Below are 15230 nucleotides of genomic sequence, written 5' to 3'. Positions count from 1 at the left end.
AACCCTGGCGCACCATCAAATAGCATTAATACCTTGGTAAGGCGCAACGATTAATCTCATTAAAAATCCGGGAAAAAGCGCTTATTTTCGGCCATCCGTAGTGTTCTAAAATTTTTACAACACCGCACGGGCCACTGAATTTCACCCTTATGGAGCGCTCATCCAGCCTTAGCTTCCCAAGAGGCAGATTGCATCGACCCAGCAGCGAAAAGATGAGTTGGTACGACACATGCAAACGTTTGCGTACCGGGTTTGCCAGCTGTTTGCCGAAAATTAGCTGGACCGGCCCTTACTCCCGCACGAACAAGGATTTTCAATGCTCGTCACCTCCAGGCGTATCGCTCCTTCGTACCCACGCAGCGTTTCCCTGCTACTGGGCATCGTTACCGGATTACTCAGCCCTGTCCTGCTGGCCCAACCGGCCACCCCGGACGAATCGGCCCAGAGCGAAGGCCTCGGCAAGGACGTGCAACCGGCCAAGCCCGGCGCCTACCTCTCCGACTGGTACAACCAGGACCTGATGCTGATCGGCAGCAAGGACATCAGCTTCGGCCCACGCCCGGTGGACGACGTCTACCTGGAATACGAGTACTTCGGGCGCAAGGGGCCATTCGAGCTCTATGGCTACATCGACCTGCCGAAGATCCTCGATATCGGCAACAGCCACGACAAGGGCGCCTGGGACCATGGCTCGCCACTGTTCATGGAGCACGAGCCGCGCATCTCCATCGACTACCTGGCCGGCCGCAGCCTGGCCATCGGCCCGATCAAGGAGTGGTATGTAGCCTTCGACTGGATCTATGACCACGGCAGCCGCACCGCCAACCGGGCCAACACCCTGTACAGCGGCCTGGGCACCGATATCGACACCCATTCACGGGTCAACCTGTCCGCCAACTTCTACGGTCGCTACCAGTGGGAAAACTATGGCGCCAGCAATGAATACTCCTGGGATGGCTACCGCGCCCAGCTCAAGTACATCGTGCCCATCGACAAATTCAGCAACGGCGCCTCGCTGACCTACATCGGCTTCACCAACTTCGACTTCGGCTCCGACCTGCACAAGGACAACCCGGCCCGCACGGCCAACGCCACCGTGGCCACCAACGTACTGCTGTATTCCTTCACCCACTTGCGCTTCATGTTAGTGGGGCGCTATTTCCACAACGGTGGCAATTGGGAGGACGGCAGCGTGTTGAATTTCGGTGACGGTGAGTTTCGCGCCCGTTCCGACGGCTGGGGTTACTACGCCGGGATCGGCTATCAGTTTTAACAACCAAGCTGCTGGCTTTAAGCCGCGGAAAAAACGCCAGACAACGGCAATCAAGGAGATGGTGTTATGCGTGGGGTTCAAAAGCTTTCGTGGATAGTAGGGCTGAGTACGGTGATGGCTGCGGGGGCTTGGGCCAATGAAGCGCCGATCAAGCCCAAGGTGGTGCTGATCAGCATGTTCGCTCCGGAGGCACAGAACTGGATCGAGCGCCTGGAACTCAAGCACAAGGTGCGTGTCCCGGGGTTGGCCGGAGAATATCCGGACATCAGTTGCAGCAACGACCGGCAGGTGTGCCTGCTGACCACCGGCATGGGCCAGACCAACGCTGCGGCCTCGACCCTGGCCCTGGCGCTGTCGCCGCAGTTCGATCTGCGCAAGAGCTACTTCCTCATCGCCGGGATCGCCGGCATCAACCCGCACCAGGGCACCATCGGCACCGCGGCCTGGGCCCATTACCTGGTGGAGTTCGGCACCCAGTGGGAGCTCGACTCGCGGGATGCGCCCAAGGAATGGCCGACCGGCTACCTGGGCATCAACACCAAGGGGCCCAATGAAAAACCGCCCCTGGACTACAAGACCGAAGTGTTCGAACTCAACCCGAAACTCCAGGCCAAGGCCTTCGCCCTGAGCCAGAAGGTGACCTTGAGCGAAAGCAAGGAATCGGCGGCCTGGCGCCTGAAGTATCCCCAGGCTCCGGCCAACCAACCGCCGGTGGTCACCCGCTGCGACACCCTGGCCGGCAACACCTGGTTCTCCGGCACGCGCCTGAGCGAGCGAGCCGAAGTCTGGACCCGCTTGCTCACCGACAACAAAGGCGTTTACTGCACCACCCAGCAGGAAGACAACTCCACCTACGAGGCGCTGCTGCGGGCCAGCCGCGAAGGCCGGGTGGATGTCCAGCGCCTGGCGGTGCTGCGCGCCGGCTCGGACTTCGACCGCCCGGCACCCGGTGCCAGCGAAGTGGACAACCTGCTCAAGTACGCCGACCAGGGCGGCTTCGTACCGGCCCTGGAGAACCTCTACCGAGCCGGCAACCCACTGGTGCAGGACATCCTCAAGAACTGGTCGGCCTGGGAGCACGGCGTCCCGCAATGACCCCGTGATCGGCGCTCCCCATAACCGTGGCCACAGCTGAACCTGCGAAGCGGCGCCGACCTCGCGACCCTGCGGGCCGTGCGCAGCCTGCGGCAGCGGCTGCACAAGCAGACCCTGTAGCCGCTGCTGAGCCCGCGAAGCTGCGCCAAGGCCCGCAGGGCCTTCAACGCCCCCCCGGCCCTGCCCGCCTCAAGGAATCAGGATCACCTTGTCGCCGCCGCCCTGGTTGACCTCGGCATAGCGCTCCAGCCCTTGCTCCAGCGGCGACTCCAGCAAACCCTCGGGCAGCGGCAGCAAGCCTTCGTCGAAATAGCGACCGAACTGCTCCAGCATCGCCGCGCATTCTTCGACGCCATACAGCAACGAATTGATCCCCACCACCGAACCACCCTTGCGATACAGGGCCAGAGCCGGCAGTTGCACATGGCCATCCACCGGCGCGGCGATGATGGCGATCCGGCCGAACGTGGCCAGGGCCGGCACCGCCGCCGGCAGCCAGAAGCCAGTGGTGTCGAAGATCACCTCGGCGCCACCGGCATGATGCTCGCCCACCTGGGTCGCAAGATTCTCCGGCTGCGCCAGTTGCAGCGCCGGATAGCCCAGGGCCTGCAACGCCTGCACCTGCTCCGGCCGGCGCGCCGCCGCCAGCACCTGGGCGCCACGAACCTTGGCCAGGGCCAGGGCCGCAGTGGCCACGGCGCCGCCACCGATCACCAGCAGCCGCGTACCGGCGACCACGCCACTACGCTCCAGGGCATCCCAGGCAGTGGTATAGGGCACGCCGAGGCTGGCGGCCTGGGCAAAGCTCAGGTGCCGGGGCTTGAGCGCCACGCCGCTGGCCGACAACACCACGTACTGGGCGTGGCTGCCATCGGCGAAAAAGCCCAGGTCCCTGCCGGTGCCCCAGACCTCCTGGCCGATCAACTCGTCCGGCCCCTGCTCCACCACCCCGGCGAAATCCCGCCCGGGAATCCGTGGCAGCGTGGTGTAGGGAAAACGCCCGAGGACATTCTTCACATCGCTGGGATTCAGGCCCGCCGCCTTGATCCGCACCAATACCTGGCCGGGCCCGGGGACCGGAGTCGGAACCTCCACCAGTTGCAGGGAAGCGAGGTCGCCGGTGGCGGAAAATTGCAGTGCTTTCATCAAAGACTCCATGGGTCGAGAAACGGTCGATATCAGCGATCAGGACAGCCACTGGCTGAACAGCTGGCGCCCCAGGGGCCACAACTGCTCGCCACCGAGCATGCCCAGCAGCCCCACCAGGGCGATGGCCGGCGGTGCCGGGGAACGCACCTGCAGGGCACCGTAGAGCAACCCGACCAGCAGGCCGGCCGCCAGGGACATCAGGTAATTCATGGTTCGCTCCAGAAAGGCCGTGGTGCATGGGCTCGGCTGCAACCACCGCGTCGCTTCATGTAGCCGCCGCCGCAGGCTGCGCATGGCCCGCAGGGCCACGGTCCTGCGTCCCTGAACGCAACCTGAGAGGCTCGGCAGCGGCTACAGGCATGGAGTGGATTCTAGAGACAAGGAGGCAGTGGCATCGGCCAAGTACTTCAGGCTATCGGCCAAAGCATCGGCGCTGGTCAGGCCGAGGGCTGGCCAGCGACATACTGCGAGGGGGCGACACCCAGCTCGCGGCGGAACATGTCGCTGAAACTGCTGGGGGAATAACCCAGCTCGCGGGCGATCCGGCTCACCGGCACGCCCTGGATCAGCTCCGCCGCCGCGGTGGCCAGTTGCACCTGGCGCCGCCACTCGGCGAACCCCAGGCCCAGGCGCTCCTTGAACAAGCGCGCCAGGGTACGCACGCTGGCCCCGACGGCCTCGGCATGCTGCTCGAAGGAAATCTCCAGGGACGGCGCCGCCATCACCGCCTGGCACAGGCTGCACAGGCGCCGGTCGGCGGCATCGGGCAAGACGATCTTCAACTCCGAGCGCCGCGCCCGTTGCAGCTCCAGCAGTGCCAGGCCCACCAGGGCCTCGTAGTAGTCCGGCTGGGGTGGTTCGAGTTCCACCAGGCGCACGATCAACTCCCGCAGCAGGGTATCCACTTGCAGCACCTGGACCCTGGTATCCAGGGTCGCCGCCAGGGAGGGACGCAAGTAGATATTGCGCATCTGCAGGTCGCTGACCACCCGAATGCCATGGACCACGCCCGGTGGCAGCCACACCGCCCGCTGCGGCGGCACCACCAGGGCCTCGTGGGGAGTCTCGACCCACATCACCCCGCTCATGGCATACAGCAGTTGGCCCCAGTCGTGCTCGTGGGGTTCGACGAACAACCCGCGCGGGTAGGTACGGGCCAGCGGCTGCACGGGAATCGCGGTGTCGGTGAGGTCGGGAGGAGCGGCTAGGGCCATGGCAAGGTCGCGGCGGGACGGCGGGCGACCATGGTAACCAGCCGTCGAAGCAGCCACCAGCCAGCACTAGCCAAATCGATGCCGTGGCGCTTGAGATCCATCCGTTTGGATGGCCTGCCGAGTTTTTTCAACGCCTCGCCAGGCCGCTGGGTCAATCCGAGTGAATTTTTCCGCCGCTGGGGGATCACTGCTGCATCACAGGGAGGATTGAACGCTTTATGAACAACGCAAAACTCTTCGTCATCGAATACACCCTGCACGGTGCCCCCAAGTCCTTCATCATCCGCCAGGAAAAGATGGACAACGCCGAGGCCTGGCACTGGGCCAGCTGCGATGCCGGGGTGGGCCGCATCGGCCGCTTCGGGCGCGAACAAGTGAAAAAGACCAGCCGCCCCACGGCGGAGAAGTTCGGTATCCACAACGTCACCTGGCGCCCTTCGGTCTAGCCGGCGCCATCCCCAGCGCCGAGGCTCAATCCCAGCCTTGCAGGCGCAGCGTGGCCCGCACCAAGCGCTGCTCCTCTTCTTCGATCTCCTGCAGGTTTTGCGCGATGCCCTGGATATGCGCCTGTGCGGCCCTGCGCGCCTGTTCCGGCAAGCGGCCAGTGACCGCGTGGTACAAGCGCGCATGCTGGCGGTCGATCTGGCGCTTGCGCAGTGGCCGGTGATAGAGGTTGTTGACCGAAGCGAATACCGAATTGAGCAACAGGCCGTTGAGCGAGCCCAGGGTCTGCACCAGCACCGGGTTGTGCGAAGCCTCGCAGATGGCCAGGTGGAAGGCATGGTCCAGGCGCGCCAGGTCGGCGGGCTCCAGGTCCTGGTCATGGGCCTCGAGCAGGGCCTGGTAGCTACGGCCGATGAGCACGAAGTCGGCCTCGGTGCCACGCAGGGCCGCCAGCCGCGCCGACTCGCCCTCCAGCAGGCCACGGACCTCCAGCAAGTCGTAGAGAGTGCGGGGCTGGGAGCTGAACAGGTGCAGCAGTGGCGAGTCCGCCGCCGGCGCCGACAGTTGCGCCACCTGCGAGCCACGGCCCTGCACCGTGTCGATGATGCCCCGGGCCCGCAACAGCTTCAGGCCCTCGCGCAGGGCCGTGCGCGAGACCCCGAGCTTGGCGGTCAGGCGCCGCTCCGAGGGCAACAGCTGGCCGGTCTTGAATACCCCGTCGACGATCAGGCGCTCGATCCGTGCGCAGACCCTATCGGCCACCTGCAAGCGCGGCTGTCCCGGTTTGTCCTGCATCTCGCCTCCCACTGGTATGACCAGTTCCTTGTCGATTCGCGCCCACTTCCTGGCTTGGCTGCAACTTGCTGAAATCAATCAGTTTTACTGGAGCCCGGGGCAAGTACCGGAAAACAAAGTGGTTCGACCACTGCCGGCGCACATGGACACTAAGGCGCCCCGGGCCAATGATGCAAGGCATGCGTGATGCAGTCGCGACCTGATAACAACGCCACAAGGTCATTCGCCCGCCATGACGATTCTCTACGATGAACGCCTCGACGGCGCCCTGCCCGAGGTCGACCGCCAAGCCTTGATCCACGCCCTGCGCAGCCAGCTGCCGGACCTGGAACTGCTGGACCGCCAGGAGCAACTCAAGCCCTACGAATGCGACGGCCTGAGCGCCTACCGCAGCACCCCGCTGCTGGTGGCCCTGCCCCGGCGCCTGGAGCAGGTGCAGCAGATCCTCAAGATCTGCCACCAGCAACGGGTACCGGTGGTGGCCCGGGGCGCGGGTACCGGCCTGTCCGGCGGCGCCCTGCCCCTGGAAAAGGGCCTGCTGCTAGTGATGGCGCGGTTCAAGGAGATCCTCGAGATCGACCCTGCCGCGCGCTGCGCGCGCCTGCAACCCGGGGTGCGCAACCTGGCGATCTCCCAGGCCGCGGCGCCCTACGAGCTGTACTACGCCCCCGACCCGTCGTCGCAGATCGCCTGCTCCATCGGTGGCAATGTCGCGGAAAACGCCGGTGGCGTGCACTGCCTGAAATACGGCCTGACCGTGCACAACCTGCTCCAGGTGCGCATGCTCACCGTCGAGGGCCAACCCCTGACCCTGGGCAGCGAGGCCCTGGACTCGCCGGGCTTCGACCTGCTGGCGCTGTTCACCGGTTCCGAGGGGCTGCTGGGGGTGATCACCGAAGTCACGGTCAAGCTGCTGCCCAAACCGCAGATCGCCAAGGTGTTGCTGGCGGCCTTCGACTCGGTGGAGAACGCCGGCCAGGCGGTGGCGGCGATCATCGCCGCGGGCATCATTCCCGGCGGCCTGGAGATGATGGACAACCTGGCGATCCGCGCCGCCGAAGACTTCATCCACGCCGGCTACCCGGTGGATGCCCAGGCCATGCTGCTGTGCGAGCTGGATGGGGTCGAGGCCGATGTCCACGACGACTGCGAGCGGGTGCGCCAACTGCTGCAACAGGCCGGCGCCAGCGAAGTGCGCCTGGCCCGGGACGAGGCCGAGCGCGCGCGGTTCTGGGCCGGGCGCAAGAATGCCTTCCCGGCGGTGGGCCGCTTGTCGCCGGACTACTACTGCATGGACGGCACCATCCCCCGGCGCCAACTGCCCGCCGTGCTGCACGGCATCGCCCGGCTGGCCGCCGAGCACCAGTTGCGGGTGGCCAACGTGTTCCATGCCGGCGACGGCAACATGCACCCGTTGATCCTGTTCGATGCCAACCAGAGTGGGGAACTTGAGCGGGCGGAAACCCTGGGCGGCAAGATCCTCGAGCTGTGCGTGGCCGTGGGCGGCACCATCACCGGCGAGCACGGCGTGGGCCGGGAGAAGATCAACCAGATGTGCGTGCAGTTCAGCGGCGACGAGCTGAGCCTGTTCCACGGTATCAAGCGCGCCTTCGACCCCCTGGGCCTGCTCAACCCCGGCAAGAACATCCCGACCCTGCACCGCTGCGCCGAGGCCGGAGCCATGCACGTCCACCATGGGCAGTTGCCCTTCCCCGAACTGGAGCGATTCTGATGGCCGCCCCCACCGATTGCGATGCCAGCGAAGCCCTGCTGGAGCAGGTGCGCGACGCCCTGGACAACGCCACCCCGCTGCGCATCCAGGGCTCCAACAGCAAGGCCTTCCTGGGGCGCGACAGCGCCGGCGAAATCCTCGATACCCGGGTCCATCGCGGCATCGTCAGCTACGACCCCACCGAACTGGTGATCAGTGCCCGGGCCGGGACGCCGCTTAGCGAATTGCAGGCAGTACTGGAGGCCGCCGGGCAGATGCTGCCCTGCGAGCCACCGGCGTTCGGTGCCGGCGCCACCCTCGGCGGCATGCTCGCCACTGGCCTGTCCGGGCCACGCCGGCCCTGGGCCGGGGCGGTGCGCGACTTCGTCCTCGGCACCCGGATCATCAGCGGCACCGGCCAACACCTGCGCTTTGGTGGCGAGGTGATGAAGAACGTCGCCGGCTACGACCTGTCGCGGCTGATGGCCGGCAGCTACGGCTGCCTGGCGCTGGTGACCGAAGTCTCGCTGAAGGTGCTGCCCAAGCCCCGCCACTGCCTGAGCCTGAGCCTGGAACTGCCTGCCGGGCAAGCCCTGGCCAGGCTCGCGCAATGGGGCCAGCAGCCATTGCCCATCAGCGCCGCCTGCCACGATGGCAGCCGCCTGCACCTGCGCCTGGAAGGCGGCGAAGGCTCGGTGGCCGCGGCCCGCGATCGGCTCGGCGGCGAGCCCCTGGACAACCGCTACTGGAACCGGCTCAACGAGCAGCAATTGCCGTTCTTCGACCCCGGCCCGCCGCTGTGGCGCCTGTCGCTGCCACACAACACCCCGGAACTTGCGTTGCCCGGCACCCAATTGCTGGACTGGGGCGGCGCCCAGCGCTGGCTCAAGTCCGATGCTCCGGCCGCGCGCATCCGCGCCGTGGCCAGCGCCGCCGGCGGTCATGCCAGTTGCTACAGCCATGGTCTGCTGGACAGCCCGTTCCAGCCCCTGGAACCGACCCTGCTGCACTATCACCAACGCCTCAAGGCGCAGCTCGATCCCCAGGGCATCTTCAACCCCGGCCGACTCTACCCGGAGCTCTGATCCATGCAGACCACCCTCAGCCCCGAAGCCCGGCAGTTGCCAAGGGCTGCCGAAGCCGAACGCATCCTGCGCAGCTGCGTGCATTGCGGGTTCTGCAACGCCACCTGCCCCACCTACCAGGTCCAGGGCGACGAGCTGGACGGACCGCGCGGTCGTATCTACCTGATCAAGCAGGTCCTGGAGGGCGCCGCAGTCACCCACCAGGCGCAGCTGCACCTGGACCGTTGCCTGTCGTGTCGCAACTGCGAGACCACCTGCCCATCGGGCGTCGAGTACCACAACCTGCTGGACATCGGCCGGGCGGTGGTGGACGCCGCCCTGCCCCGGCCCGCCGGCCAGCGTCTGCTGCGCCAGGGCTTGCGGGCCCTGGCGGGCAACCCGCAGCTGTTCAAGGCACTGGTGCTGGGGGGCAGCCGCCTGCGCCCGCTGCTGCCCCAGGCCCTGCAAGACAAGCTGCCGCGCCAGGTACCCGCCGCCGGCGTGCGCCCGGACAGGGTCCACGCGCGGCGCGTGCTGCTGCTCGAAGGCTGCGTGCAGCCGGGGCTGTCGCCCAATACCAACGCTGCCGCGTGCCGGGTCCTGGATCGGCTGGGCATCAGCGTGCAACCGGTGGCCGAGGCCGCGTGCTGCGGCGCCGTGGACTACCACCTGGATGCCCAGGAGCGCGGCCGCCAGCGGGCCCGGCACAATATCGACGCCTGGTGGCCGCACCTGCAACAAGGTGCCGAGGCCATCGTCCAGACCGCCAGCGGCTGCGGCGCCTTCGTCAAGGACTATGGGCACCTGCTGGCCGACGACCCGGTCTATGCCGCCAAGGCGCAGCACGTCAGCGCCCTGGCCCGGGACCTGGTGGAGGTGGTGCGGGCCGAACCTCTGGCAGCGCTGCAAGTACGCAGTGGGCAGCGCCTGGCCGTCCATTGCCCCTGCACCCTGCAACATGCCCAGCAACTGGGCGGCGCCGTGGAAAGCCTGCTACAACGCCTGGGTTTCAACCTGACTCCGGTGCCCGACGGCCACCTGTGCTGCGGCTCGGCCGGCACCTATTCGCTGACCCAGCCCGCCCTGGCCCGGCAACTGCGCGACGACAAGCTGCGGGCCCTGGAAAGCGGCAGCCCGGACGTGATCGCTACGGCCAATATCGGCTGCCAGAGCCACCTGGATGGCGCCGGACGCACCCCGGTACGCCACTGGATCGAACTGCTGGACGCCGCCCTCAATTCTTGAACCCCCTGGAGCCTGCCATGCACCACAAAGCCGTGTTGTGCCAAGACGACGTCAGCCGCATCCTCGCCGCCGCCCGCACCGAGGCCCACCGCCAGCAGTGGCCGGTGAGCATCGCCGTGGTCGATGATGGCGGCCATCCCCTGGCCCTGGAGCGCCTGGACGGCTGCGCGCCGATCAGTGCCTACATCGCCTTGGAGAAAGCCCGCACCGCCGCCCTGGGCCGGCGTGAGTCCAAGGCCTACGAAGACATGGTCAATGCCGGGCGCAGCGCCTTTCTCTCAGCGCCGCTGCTGACCGCCCTGGAAGGCGGCGTGCCGATTCGCGTGGATGGCCAGGTGGTCGGCGCGGTGGGCGTGTCCGGCGTCCGCTCCGGCGAAGATGCCCAGGTGGCGCAAGTGGCCGCCAACTGCCTGGAAGGCTCCTGAACCCGCATCTGCGTGGAACGCTCCTGGGCCGTCAGCGACGGCGCAGGCTGCTGCGGTACATGAACAACAAGGCCAGGGCCAGGCACAGCATCGCCAGGATGCGGTTGCCGGAGAGCGCCATGGCCGGGTTGCCGAACCAGCCGAAGTGGTCGATCAACATGCCCATGGCCAACTGCCCGAGGATCACCGCCACCGTCGCCACGGCAGTCCCGACCCGAGGCACCGCGCCGACCATCACCAGCATGTACACCACGCCGAACAGCGCGCCGCTGAGCTGCCACTTGGGCGCCTGCAACAGGCCCATGGCCTGGGGCGGCTGGAAGAACACGATCAGCAGCGAGGTGACCAGGGCACCGACGGCGAAGGTCAGCAGGCTGCTGCGCAGTACCCCCACGCTCTGCCCCAGGCGGCCATTGATCGCCGCCTGCACACTGAGCACTGCACCGGCGGCCACCACGACCACCAGCAATAGAATCAGGTTCATATTCAACCTCGGGCAATCAGGATCAGGGCGCCGACGATCAGCACCAGGGCCAGCCAACGCTCGGCGTTGACCGGTTTACGGGCACTGCCGAACCAGCCGAAGTGGTCGATCAGCACGCTCTTGCCAACCTGGCCGGAAAGAATCGCGATCATGGTCATGGCAATGCCGATATGGGGCGTGGCCAGGGTCAGCACCACCACGTAGATCGGCCCCAGCACTCCGCCCAGCAACTGCCAGCGCGGCAACTGGCTCAAGGCCGGCCCCGGCTGCGGGCCACTGAACAGCAACAGCAAGGCCAGCAACGCCGCGCCGACGCCGAAGATGCTCAGGGTCGCCCACAGGTGGCCGACCTGGGCTCCCAGGGGGCCGAGCAAGCCGGCCTCCACCGACAGGCCCATGCCGGCCAGGATCACCAGCGGCAGCAGGGCCAGGCGTTGCCAGCCGGCAGTGGATACAGCGGGGGCCACTGGCGGTGGCAGCGTCGGGTCAAGGGTTTCGCAAGACATGGGGCACCTCTTGGGTTCATGGAATGGCGAGCATTATTGGTTGCCCATGCTTTGCGATAAATGGGAGCATGCCGACAACACCTTTGCGCAAAGCGCACAGCAAGGACTCCCCATGCAAGGCTTCAACGACCTGGGTTTCAAGGCCCTGCGGCTGTTCATCGCGGTGCTCGACCAGGGCAGTTTCTCTGCCGTGGCCCGACGCGAAGGCCTGGCACCCTCCTCCATTTCGCGGCAGATCCAGCTGATGGAACAGGCCCTGGGCCAACAGTTGCTGTATCGCCATACCCGGGCGGTCAGCCCCACCGAGGCCGGGCGCCTGTTGGGGCACCATGCCCGGCGGGTGCTGGCGCAATGGGAAGAAGCCGAGCAGGCCCTGCAAGAACAGCAGGACGAGCCGACCGGACTGGTGCGGATCAACGCACCGGTGGTATTCGGCCAGCGGCATATCTCGCCCTGGCTGGGCGAACTGCACCGGCGCTACCCCAAGCTGCAACTGGATATCCAGCAGACCGACAGCTATATCGACCCGTTGCAGGACGGCACCGACCTGCTGTTTCGCATCGGCGTGCTGGGAGACTCCTCGATGCAGGCCCGGCTACTGGCACCCCAGCGCTACCGGGTCGCCGCCAGCCCGGGCTACCTGGCCCGCCACGACCACCCCCGGCATCCCGACCAGCTGCACCAGCACCAATGCCTGGCCTACAAGGGCGAAAGCGGCCAGCAGCGCTGGTTCTTCCGCCAGGGCCAGGAATCCTGGACGCCCTACAGCGTCACGGGCCCGCTGACCGGCAACCACGCCGACACCCTGACCCAGGCCGCCGAACAAGGCCTGGGGCTGGTGATGTTTCCTTCCTGGCTGATCGGCGAGGCCCTGCACCAGGGCCGGCTGGTGGCGCTGTTCGAGGATTTCGAAGTGGCCACCAGCCTCGAACCGCAACAGATCGCCGCCCTGTGGCCGGGCAGCCGGCGCTTGTCGGTGAAGGTCCGCACGGTGATCGACTTCTTCGTCGAGAAGTTCGGGCCAATACCGTATTGGGATCGCTAGCGCGATCAGCTGCAAGCGGCAAGTTGAAAGCCGGACGCGATCAGCCTTGGCTTGAGCGCTCTGGCTCTGGCTTGGGGCTTGCCGCTTGCCGCTAAAGGCTAGCTATGAGCCAGGCATTGGCAGCGCTGATCACGGCGAACAGGCTCCAGGCCAGCCAGCGGGTCGGCCTGCGGTTGACGAAGACGCCCATCAGGCGTGGGTCGTTGGTCATGCGGATCAACGGATACAAGGCGAATGGCAGTTGCAGGCTGAGCACCACCTGGCTCAGCACCAGCAGCTTGCCCACGGCGCCGTCGCCCAGCAGCCAGACGCCGATGAACGCCGGGATCAACGCCAGGCCGCGGGTGATCAGGCGGCGCTGCCAGCAGGGAATCCGCAGGTTCAGGTAACCCTCCATGATCACCTGGCCGGCGATGGTCCCGGTAAAGGTCGAGCTCTGCCCGGAGGCCAGCAGTGCCACGCCGAACAGCACGCTGGCCAGGGCCCCGCCCACCAGCGGGTCGAGCAGGTGGTAGGCATCCTGGATCTCCACCACGTCGCTGTGCCCGGTGTTGTGGAAGGCCGCGGCGGCAAGGATCAGGATCGCCGCGTTCACCAGCAGCGCCAGCGCCAGGGAGCCGATGGTATCGATGCGCGCCAGGCGGATCGCATCGCTGCGGCTGGCAAGGTCCTTGCCCACCAGCCGGGTCTGGACCACCGAGGTATGCAGGTACAGGTTGTGCGGCATCACCGTGGCGCCGAGGATGCCGATCGCCAGGTACAGCGGCGCGGCAGCGCTGATGGCCGCCAGCGACGGGGTGAAGCCCCGGGCCACGTCTGGCCAGTGAGGCTTGATCAGCAGCAACTCGATGAAGAAGCACACGCCGATGGTCGCCACCAGCGCCAGCATGATCGCTTCCAACCGGCGAAAGCCACGGTTCTGCAGGGCCAGCACCAGCAAAGTGTCGAAGGCGGTAATGACGATCCCGGTGCTCAACGAGACGCCCAGCAAGAGGTGGAAAGCCAAGGCGCAGCCCAGCACTTCGGCCAGGTCGGTGGCGATGATCGAGACCTCCGCCAGCAGCCACTGGACCCGCGCCGAGCGTGGGCTGTAGCGCTCGCGGCAAAGCTGCGCCAGGTCACGCCCGGTGGCGATGCCCAGGCGCGAACACAGGCACTGCACCACCATGCCCGCCAGGCTCGCCAGCAACACCACGAACAGCAGGCTGTAGCCATAGCGCGAACCGGCCTCGATGGCCGTGGCCCAGTTGCCCGGGTCCATGTAGCCGATGGACACCAATAGCCCGGGGCCGGCGAAGCGCAGCACGCGCTTGAACAGCGAAGCGCGGGGGTCGACGGTGACGGAACCGGCCACCTCCGGCGGACAGAAAGGAGCGGTGGCGATTTTCGGCAGGCTGAATTTCACAAGGGGGACTCCACGGCGACTTGAAGCAGGTGCCCAGCTTAGAGGTTTAGCCGCGGCCGCCCAAGCCTGAAATTCATCGGTCAAGGCGAGTATGCTGCACAGGTTCCGGCCCGGGCCGGACCCCGTTCCACCCTTGCAAGGTTTCTCCGTGGCCCACACCGCAACGACTTCGGCAGGCGCTACCCTGCCGCCCTTCCTGCAGCCTGGCGAACGAGTGCTGCTGTTCGATGGCGTGTGCAAGCTGTGCAACGCCTCGGTGCGCTTCGTCATTGCCCATGACACCGAACGGCGGATCCGCCTGGCCTCGGTGCAGTCGCCCCAGGGCCAGGCCCTGCTGGCATGGGCCGGGTTGTCCACCGAACAGTTCGACAGCGTGGTGCTGATCGAAGGCCAGCGCCTGTCCCTGCGCTCTACAGCCTTCATCCGCCTGATGGCGCAACTGCCCGCGCCCTGGCGCTGGCTGCGCCTGCTGCAGTGGATTCCCCGGCCCCTGCGCGACTGGGGCTACAGCTACATCGCCCGCCACCGCTATCGCTGGTTCGGCCGCTACGACGTCTGCCTGCTGCCCAGCCCCGATCACCGTGGGCGCTTTCTCGACGACACGCCTTGACCTGCCACGCCAGTGCTTCGCTTGGTGTAGCCGCTGCCGCAGGCTGCGCGCGGCTCGGCACGGGTCGCAGGACCTGGCAGCCGCCAGAGTCGATGATCCAATGAAAGAAATCCCTCTGGAGCCGGCTGCCACGGGCGTGGGATGATGCGCGCCTTCCATCCAGATGCCCGGAGATCGTGCATGTCATCCCTAGCTAGAAAAGCCCTGGTCCTGGTGTTCGCCGCCGTGGCGGGCCTTGGTGCGTTGAACGCCGTGGCCGCCGGCAAATCCACCGCTCGCCAGGCCTCGGGCGAAAAAGTCACGCTGCTCGACGGCAAGCTGGCCTTCAGCCTGCCCAAGGGCTTCAGCGCCGCGGCCCTGCCGGGGGGCGACGAAGCCAAGGGCACCGGCGGCGCCAGCGGTACCCTGTACGCCAACGACGACACGCGTACCGTGGTGATCGCGGCGCAGAACAGCATTCCCAACGGGGCCCGGGTCAAGGATAACGACAGCGCCTTTCTCGATGACGCGACCGCCGGCTTCCTGGTCCAGCAGTCCCAGGCCCTGCCGGACTTCAAGAAGCAGGCGCAAAGAAGCCTCATCCTCAAGGGCCTCGGCGTGCGCCAGATCGACAGCACCGCCACCCAGGGCGGCGGCCTGACCCTGAACTCGACCCTGATCGCCGGCTCCGGTACGCACATGGCGGTGATCCAGGTGATCTCCCGGGCCGCCGACAAAGCCGGGCATGCGGCATTGATGAAGCAGATCCTCGGCCAATGACCCTGG

17 protein-coding genes are annotated in these 15230 nt (G+C 66.7%); 10 read left to right on the top strand and 7 right to left on the bottom strand.

Features of this window, described 5'->3' with window-relative positions:
• The first annotated feature begins 316 nt into the window (after positions 1-316).
• Both H7A76_RS25515 and H7A76_RS25510 read left to right on the top strand, forming a co-directional pair.
• Positions 317-1273 (top strand): nucleoside-specific channel-forming protein Tsx, encoded by a 957-nt coding sequence (locus H7A76_RS25515; protein ID WP_185701069.1) that lies wholly within the window; start codon positions 317-319, stop codon positions 1271-1273.
• Positions 1274-1387: 114 nt separating this feature from the next.
• Entirely contained in the window at positions 1388-2368 is a 981-nt protein-coding gene (locus H7A76_RS25510) for a purine-nucleoside phosphorylase (RefSeq protein WP_409302692.1), read from the top strand.
• 189 nt (positions 2369-2557) lie between these two features.
• On the opposite strand, the gene H7A76_RS25505 is transcribed toward H7A76_RS25510, so the two are convergent.
• The 3 genes from H7A76_RS25505 to H7A76_RS25495 form a co-directional block, all read right to left on the bottom strand.
• Positions 2558-3514 carry a zinc-binding alcohol dehydrogenase family protein gene (locus tag H7A76_RS25505; RefSeq protein WP_185701067.1) on the bottom strand — a complete coding sequence of 319 codons (957 nt, stop codon included), beginning with the start codon at positions 3512-3514 and terminating at the stop codon, positions 2558-2560.
• Between the two features lie 39 nt (positions 3515-3553).
• A complete protein-coding gene (locus tag H7A76_RS25500; protein WP_083457005.1) occupies positions 3554-3727 on the bottom strand; it encodes a DUF1427 family protein in 174 nt (57 codons plus the stop codon).
• Positions 3728-3954: 227 nt separating this feature from the next.
• Entirely contained in the window at positions 3955-4731 is a 777-nt protein-coding gene (locus H7A76_RS25495; RefSeq protein WP_053138064.1) for an AraC family transcriptional regulator, read from the bottom strand.
• Positions 4732-4949: 218 nt separating this feature from the next.
• On the opposite strand from H7A76_RS25495, the gene H7A76_RS25490 reads away from it, so the two are divergent.
• The gene (locus H7A76_RS25490; protein ID WP_022643687.1) at positions 4950-5177 is read left to right on the top strand and encodes a DUF6555 family protein; all 228 of its coding nucleotides are present in this window, start codon (positions 4950-4952) and stop codon (positions 5175-5177) included.
• 25 nt (positions 5178-5202) lie between these two features.
• Here H7A76_RS25490 and glcC read toward each other — a convergent pair whose 3' ends face one another.
• Positions 5203-5970, bottom strand: a complete 768-nt coding sequence (glcC, locus tag H7A76_RS25485) for a transcriptional regulator GlcC (RefSeq protein WP_185701066.1) — start codon at positions 5968-5970, stop codon at positions 5203-5205.
• 232 nt (positions 5971-6202) lie between these two features.
• On the opposite strand from glcC, the gene glcD reads away from it, so the two are divergent.
• Genes glcD through H7A76_RS25465 form a run of 4 tightly spaced genes read left to right on the top strand, consistent with a single transcriptional unit; the run spans position 6203 to position 10415 of the window.
• Positions 6203-7702 carry a glycolate oxidase subunit GlcD gene (gene glcD / locus H7A76_RS25480; RefSeq protein WP_185701065.1) on the top strand — a complete coding sequence of 500 codons (1500 nt, stop codon included), beginning with the start codon at positions 6203-6205 and terminating at the stop codon, positions 7700-7702.
• Positions 7702-8766, top strand: a complete 1065-nt coding sequence (gene glcE, locus H7A76_RS25475; RefSeq protein WP_185701064.1) for a glycolate oxidase subunit GlcE — start codon at positions 7702-7704, stop codon at positions 8764-8766. Before glcD ends, glcE begins: the two co-directional genes overlap by 1 nt.
• Positions 8767-8769: 3 nt before the next feature.
• Positions 8770-9990 (top strand): glycolate oxidase subunit GlcF, encoded by a 1221-nt coding sequence (gene glcF, locus H7A76_RS25470; RefSeq protein ID WP_185701063.1) that lies wholly within the window; start codon positions 8770-8772, stop codon positions 9988-9990.
• Positions 9991-10007: 17 nt separating this feature from the next.
• Positions 10008-10415 (top strand): heme-binding protein, encoded by a 408-nt coding sequence (locus H7A76_RS25465; RefSeq protein ID WP_185701062.1) that lies wholly within the window; start codon positions 10008-10010, stop codon positions 10413-10415.
• Between the two features lie 31 nt (positions 10416-10446).
• On the opposite strand, the gene H7A76_RS25460 is transcribed toward H7A76_RS25465, so the two are convergent.
• Together H7A76_RS25460 and H7A76_RS25455 are read right to left on the bottom strand one after the other, a co-directional pair.
• Positions 10447-10899, bottom strand: coding sequence for a DMT family transporter (locus tag H7A76_RS25460; protein ID WP_185701061.1), 453 nt, complete (start codon positions 10897-10899; stop codon positions 10447-10449).
• Positions 10900-10901: 2 nt separating this feature from the next.
• The gene (locus H7A76_RS25455) at positions 10902-11405 is read right to left on the bottom strand and encodes a DMT family transporter (RefSeq protein ID WP_022643680.1); all 504 of its coding nucleotides are present in this window, start codon (positions 11403-11405) and stop codon (positions 10902-10904) included.
• A 112-nt stretch (positions 11406-11517) separates the two neighbouring features.
• Between H7A76_RS25455 and H7A76_RS25450 the strand changes: the two genes are divergently transcribed.
• The gene (locus tag H7A76_RS25450) at positions 11518-12450 is read left to right on the top strand and encodes a LysR family transcriptional regulator (protein WP_185701060.1); all 933 of its coding nucleotides are present in this window, start codon (positions 11518-11520) and stop codon (positions 12448-12450) included.
• 91 nt (positions 12451-12541) lie between these two features.
• Here H7A76_RS25450 and H7A76_RS25445 read toward each other — a convergent pair whose 3' ends face one another.
• Positions 12542-13855, bottom strand: coding sequence for an Nramp family divalent metal transporter (locus H7A76_RS25445; RefSeq protein WP_185701059.1), 1314 nt, complete (start codon positions 13853-13855; stop codon positions 12542-12544).
• Positions 13856-14003: 148 nt separating this feature from the next.
• Between H7A76_RS25445 and H7A76_RS25440 the strand changes: the two genes are divergently transcribed.
• Together H7A76_RS25440 and H7A76_RS25435 are read left to right on the top strand one after the other, a co-directional pair.
• Positions 14004-14465 carry a thiol-disulfide oxidoreductase DCC family protein gene (locus H7A76_RS25440; RefSeq protein WP_312026270.1) on the top strand — a complete coding sequence of 154 codons (462 nt, stop codon included), beginning with the start codon at positions 14004-14006 and terminating at the stop codon, positions 14463-14465.
• A 180-nt stretch (positions 14466-14645) separates the two neighbouring features.
• Positions 14646-15224, top strand: a complete 579-nt coding sequence (locus tag H7A76_RS25435) for a hypothetical protein (RefSeq protein ID WP_185701057.1) — start codon at positions 14646-14648, stop codon at positions 15222-15224.
• The last annotated feature ends 6 nt before the right edge of the window (positions 15225-15230 follow it).

This window comes from Pseudomonas sp. MSSRFD41, assembly GCF_014230245.1.
In the GTDB taxonomy this organism is placed as follows: Bacteria; Pseudomonadota; Gammaproteobacteria; order Pseudomonadales; family Pseudomonadaceae; genus Aquipseudomonas; species Aquipseudomonas piscis.
The sequence above is the reverse complement of the archived record's forward strand: the minus strand, read 5'-3'. Positions and strand labels throughout refer to the sequence as shown.

Excerpts from the sequence above, each read along its gene's own strand:
- H7A76_RS25455 (WP_022643680.1), bottom strand. The coding sequence starts at position 11,405 with ATGTCTTGCGAAACCCTTGACCCGACGCTGCCACCGCCAGTGGCCCCC.
- H7A76_RS25505 (WP_185701067.1), bottom strand. The coding sequence starts at position 3,514 with ATGAAAGCACTGCAATTTTCCGCCACCGGCGACCTCGCTTCCCTGCAA.
- H7A76_RS25435 (WP_185701057.1), top strand. The coding sequence starts at position 14,646 with ATGTCATCCCTAGCTAGAAAAGCCCTGGTCCTGGTGTTCGCCGCCGTG.
- H7A76_RS25450 (WP_185701060.1), top strand. The coding sequence starts at position 11,518 with ATGCAAGGCTTCAACGACCTGGGTTTCAAGGCCCTGCGGCTGTTCATC.
- glcC (WP_185701066.1), bottom strand. The coding sequence starts at position 5,970 with ATGCAGGACAAACCGGGACAGCCGCGCTTGCAGGTGGCCGATAGGGTC.
- H7A76_RS25510 (WP_409302692.1), top strand. The coding sequence starts at position 1,388 with ATGGCTGCGGGGGCTTGGGCCAATGAAGCGCCGATCAAGCCCAAGGTG.
- H7A76_RS25500 (WP_083457005.1), bottom strand. The coding sequence starts at position 3,727 with ATGAATTACCTGATGTCCCTGGCGGCCGGCCTGCTGGTCGGGTTGCTC.
- H7A76_RS25495 (WP_053138064.1), bottom strand. The coding sequence starts at position 4,731 with ATGGCCCTAGCCGCTCCTCCCGACCTCACCGACACCGCGATTCCCGTG.
- H7A76_RS25465 (WP_185701062.1), top strand. The coding sequence starts at position 10,008 with ATGCACCACAAAGCCGTGTTGTGCCAAGACGACGTCAGCCGCATCCTC.
- H7A76_RS25515 (WP_185701069.1), top strand. The coding sequence starts at position 317 with ATGCTCGTCACCTCCAGGCGTATCGCTCCTTCGTACCCACGCAGCGTT.
- glcF (WP_185701063.1), top strand. The coding sequence starts at position 8,770 with ATGCAGACCACCCTCAGCCCCGAAGCCCGGCAGTTGCCAAGGGCTGCC.
- H7A76_RS25460 (WP_185701061.1), bottom strand. The coding sequence starts at position 10,899 with ATGAACCTGATTCTATTGCTGGTGGTCGTGGTGGCCGCCGGTGCAGTG.
- glcE (WP_185701064.1), top strand. The coding sequence starts at position 7,702 with ATGGCCGCCCCCACCGATTGCGATGCCAGCGAAGCCCTGCTGGAGCAG.
- glcD (WP_185701065.1), top strand. The coding sequence starts at position 6,203 with ATGACGATTCTCTACGATGAACGCCTCGACGGCGCCCTGCCCGAGGTC.
- H7A76_RS25490 (WP_022643687.1), top strand. The coding sequence starts at position 4,950 with ATGAACAACGCAAAACTCTTCGTCATCGAATACACCCTGCACGGTGCC.